Below are 2,000 nucleotides of genomic sequence, written 5' to 3' on the forward strand. Positions count from 1 at the left end.
CGAATCGATATTCTTATTAACAGCGCAGGGATCAACATCCGGGGCGCTATTGATGAGCTGAGTTTTGACGAGTTCCGTAAAGTGCTGGATGTGAACGTAAACGGTACGTGGCTTTGCTCCCGCGCTGTAACGCCCTACATGAAGCAGGCAGGCCGAGGCAGCATTATCAATCTGGCCAGTACGCTCGGTTTGGTCGGTCTGGCGAATCGGACGCCGTATACGTCCAGTAAAGGAGCGGTTGTGCAGATGACCCGCGCGCTCGCGCTGGAGCTGGCTCCGTTCAATATTACCGTCAATGCCATTTGTCCCGGCCCTTTTCTGACTGAAATGAACATACCGATTGCCGATACGGAAGAAGGCTTGAAGTTCGTTGTCGGCGCAACGGCCTTAGGTCGCTGGGGGCATCTGCGTGAGATTCAGGGGGCTGCCATTTATCTGGCCAGTGATGCCGGGAGTTATATGGTCGGGTCGATGCTGACCGTTGATGGTGGCTGGACGGCACGATAGAAATACACCTGTTGACAATTCCGAACCCCTTATTTATGAACCAGTCAAGCGATAATACCCAACGGACCCGAGTGCGTTACAGTATGTTAGCCCTCGTCTTTGTTAACGTAGCGATCAATTACTTGGACCGCACCAATATTTCTGTTGCCGCTACGGAAATGGGTAAAGACCTGAATCTATCGACGGTTGAACTGGGGTATATTTTTTCGGCGTTCGGCTGGGCATATGCAGCTTTGCAGATTCCGGGCGGGCTGATTGCCGACCGATTCGGGCCACGGGTTTTGTACGCATTCTGTTTAATAACCTGGTCACTCGCTACGCTGGCGCAGGCGTTCATCAGAGGTTTTGGTGCTCTTTTTTCGCTACGTCTGGCAACTGGTACGTTCGAAGCGCCGTCTTATCCGATCAATAATAGGGTGGTAACGAGCTGGTTTCCTGATCACGAACGTGCATCGGCAATAGCCATGTACGTATCGGGTCAGTTTATTGGACTTGCTTTTCTGACGCCGGTTCTGGTCACGATTCAGTACTACGCTGGCTGGAAAGGGTTGTTTATCGTTACGGGATTAGTAGGCCTAATCTGGGGGATTGTCTGGTATTTTTTCTACCGCGACCCACTCGATCATCCGCGCGTGAATCAGGCCGAACTGGATTATATCGAAGAAGGGGGCGGGTTGTTTCGTGGAAAAAAAGCGGATGCTCCCAAAGTCAATATCTGGAAATGGGAAAATCTTAAACAGGTCGTTTCCCGCCGTACGCTGTGGGGTGTGTATATTGGACAGTTTGCCGTTAATGCTACGTTATGGTTCTTTCTGACATGGTTTCCAACGTATCTGGTCAAGTATCGGGGGCTCGATTTCATCAAGTCGGGCTATCTGGCTTCGGTGCCGTTTCTGGCGGCCTGCGCGGGGTTACTGCTATCGGGCTTTGTGTCGGACAGATTGGTTCGACAGGGGAAATCGGTCGGTATGGCTCGCAAAACGCCCATTATTATTGGATTACTGCTCTCTGTCAGTATTATTGGCGCTAACTATACTAACGACACTGCACTCGTCATTTTCTTTCTGGCACTCGCGTTTTTTGGCTCCGGTATGGCGCTGATCTCCTGGGTATTTGTCTCGATTCTGTCGCCCAAACACTTGATTGGATTAACGGGTGGTGTCTTCAATTTTATGGGAAATCTGGCATCTATTGTAGTGCCAATTGCGATTGGTTACCTGGCTGAAGACGGGAATTTTGCCCCGGCACTTGTATTCATTGGTGCATTAGGATTCATTGGCGCCTGCTCCTACATTTTTCTAGTCGGCAAAATTGATCGGGGCAACGTAGTAAATGAACGAATTGACGATCAGACGATTATTGTAAAAGAATAATTCATTGACCACAGGGCGCAATTATGTTGTGGCGGAGAAGCTGCCCGAGGTTTTTATTTTGGCTGGTGATTCTGTTAAAAATGAATGTGTTCTTGTCATCCCGAAGAATGAGGGATCTCA

The 2,000-nt window shown here is 49.8% G+C and carries 2 protein-coding genes; both read left to right on the top strand.

Features of this window, described 5'->3' with window-relative positions:
* On the top strand, positions 1-507 hold a 507-nt coding region (locus tag ACOJS8_RS16725; protein ID WP_420149687.1), incomplete at its 5' end, for an SDR family NAD(P)-dependent oxidoreductase.
* 35 nt (positions 508-542) lie between these two features.
* Complete coding sequence (locus tag ACOJS8_RS16730) at positions 543-1,880, top strand: MFS transporter (protein WP_420149688.1); 1,338 nt, start codon at positions 543-545, stop codon at positions 1,878-1,880.
* Positions 1,881-2,000 lie beyond the last annotated feature (120 nt).

Origin of the sequence: Spirosoma sp. (genome assembly GCF_048594605.1) — a bacterium.
Taxonomy (GTDB): domain Bacteria; phylum Bacteroidota; class Bacteroidia; order Cytophagales; family Spirosomataceae; genus Spirosoma.

Bases quoted from the DNA above. Each gene is read 5' to 3' on its own strand.
- ACOJS8_RS16730 (WP_420149688.1), top strand. From the start codon at position 543: ATGAACCAGTCAAGCGATAATACCCAACGGACCCGAGTGCGTTACAGT.